The organism is Enterobacter sp. CGMCC 5087 (assembly GCF_003144775.1).
Taxonomy (GTDB): Bacteria; Pseudomonadota; Gammaproteobacteria; order Enterobacterales; family Enterobacteriaceae; genus Enterobacter; species Enterobacter cloacae_M.
In genome coordinates this window covers 1-2087 of the sequence record NZ_QFXN01000325.1, presented here as the reverse complement: position 1 = coordinate 2087, position 2087 = coordinate 1, and the positions used below count along the sequence as shown (strand labels likewise).

Here is a 2087-nt window from a genome sequence, read left to right as displayed (position 1 = left end):
CGCAGAAACACAGTCACCGCTTATCGGCAGTATCGATATTCTGCGGGCCAGGAAGGCGACCGGGCTGATGACCCGTAATAGCTACAGGGCCGTTACCGACATCACCACCGGCAAATACCGGGAGGTGCAGCCATGAGGCTGTCCCTGACGGTGGAAGCCGATACCATCAACGTACTGGCCCTCAACATGGGTCGGATCGCTGTAGATATCGACGGTATTGAACTGGCCGACCTGATCAATGTGGTCAGCGACAACGGGTATTCGCTTCGTGTTGCTGACGAACCTGGGAAGCTGATTGTTGAAGATCCCCTGCCGCCCGTCGCCCGCCTTACCGGTATCCAATGCAGCACCGCGCATATCACCGAAGCCGACAACACTCTGCTGTTTGCTCTTTCGCATCAGTATGAAGACTTTGGTGAATCAGAATGGATTCATTTTTCGGGCTCCGGCTATCTGCTTCGCCTGAGCTTGCACATAAATTAGCTGCCGCGTTGCTGGTTATGCCTGAATTTTTTGAGGCGCAAGAGCAGTCTCCAGTGAATGAAGAAATCGTTCACTTCCGCAAGCGTAGCTCTACTCGTATGGCAACCAAGTGGGCGACACTCGCTAAAGCTGAATTGTATCGTCGTCTGATTGAGGTTTTTGATGAGTATTTGAATTTACCACCAGTCAGATTTCCTGAGCTGCGGGTAAATACTCAAGAGGATATAGAAAAAGCTGCTGAGCAATGCCGCACAGATTGGGGATTAGGCCTTGGGCCGATCGATAACATGACCCGTCTTGCTGAAAAGCTGGGAGCCTTTGTGACTTCTTTCGATTCTATTTCTGATGATGTGGACGCACTTTCTGTTCCTTTAAGTCGCCCGTTTATCGTAAGGAATACAGCTAAGAAATCGCCGTGCCGTCAGCGTTTTGATATCGCTCACGAAGTTGCACACTTGATTTTGCATGAGGGCATCTCGACGGGAGACAGAGTAACAGAGTCACAAGCTAACCGCTTTGCATCTGCTTTGCTTCTCCCACGCTCAGCAATGGCAAAATATTTTCCTCGCCCAATCGGTGGCCGTATCGACTGGCAGGGACTAAGTCAGTTTAAGTTGACGTGGAAAGTGAGCAAAGCAGCAACCATTTACAGAGCTCATCAATTATCACTATTAACTGATGCTCAATATAAAACTGCGTTCTTCGGTCTGAAACGCAAGGGGGAAGCAATTGATGAAAAAGAAGACTATCTCATTCCTAGTGAAAAACCTGAGCTTTTCCAACGGGCAATGAAGTTTCTTCTCACGGATCTGTCTGTCGATGTTGAATCACTGGCTAAACGATTGCACATCATGCCAGCTATGTTGGCAGAGTTGGCAAATGATGATTCGTTATCAACTTTTGCTACTGAGGTAGCGACAGAAAATGTCGTGTCTCTGTCGGCATACCGAATGAAAACCGCTTAATTTTAGCTCCCGCTTCGGCGGGATTTTTTATGTTGGTGTAGGTCTTGGGGGACAACCCAAAAATTCGATATTACACCTCTACTCCTGATTCTCACACTGTAGTTCGCAAAACCTATCCAGCATGTTACCAGCTAAACACTGAGGAACCTGATTATGGTATCATTTTCAAACGCTGATGGTGCTCACTGCGATTCCGTAAATAGTCAGAGCACCGTGCCACAAAAAACAGTTCAAATGGACGTCAAAATTCCCGTTCAACCGTCAAATTTTGACGCTCTGCAGAAGGGGGCCTTAATGGGGGCCTCAATGTTTATGGAACCAGATAAAAATCATAGCAATCAATGTATTTACAAAACAAAATTCATTCCGAGTCCGGGCACCACTATTTAAAGAACCCAGCCTATGGCTGGGTTTTTGCTTTTCTGCGTTTATAAACCCCTTCTTTGTATTCCTGTTTCTCATTGCCGTGGGATCGTGCGTCTGCGTTGCCGGATGGCGGCTTTGCCTTTTTCGGTCTACTGAGCCCGCAGGCCCGGCAAGCACAGCGCCAACGGACTTTTCTGCGCACAAAGCAAAAAACCCCGCACCTTACGGTACGGGGTTCTTCTAATTGATGCCTGGCAGTTCCCTACTCTCACA

Annotated in this window: 2 protein-coding genes and 1 pseudogene; all 3 read left to right on the top strand. The window is 48.2% G+C overall.

Annotation, left to right across the window (positions count from 1 at the left end; translation table 11 throughout):
* The coding region (locus tag DEO48_RS26045) for a TA system toxin CbtA family protein (protein WP_219933027.1) at positions 1 to 136 on the top strand (136 nt) is incomplete at its 5' end.
* Positions 133 to 462, top strand: a pseudogene (locus DEO48_RS26040) (DUF5983 family protein); the annotation flags it as partial. The gene DEO48_RS26045 and the pseudogene DEO48_RS26040, both read left to right, overlap by 4 nt.
* Positions 426 to 1448: an ImmA/IrrE family metallo-endopeptidase gene (locus DEO48_RS26035; RefSeq protein WP_258306217.1), complete on the top strand. Its 1023-nt coding sequence runs from the start codon at positions 426 to 428 to the stop codon at positions 1446 to 1448. The pseudogene DEO48_RS26040 and the gene DEO48_RS26035, both read left to right, overlap by 37 nt.
* Positions 1449 to 2087: the final 639 nt, after the last annotated feature.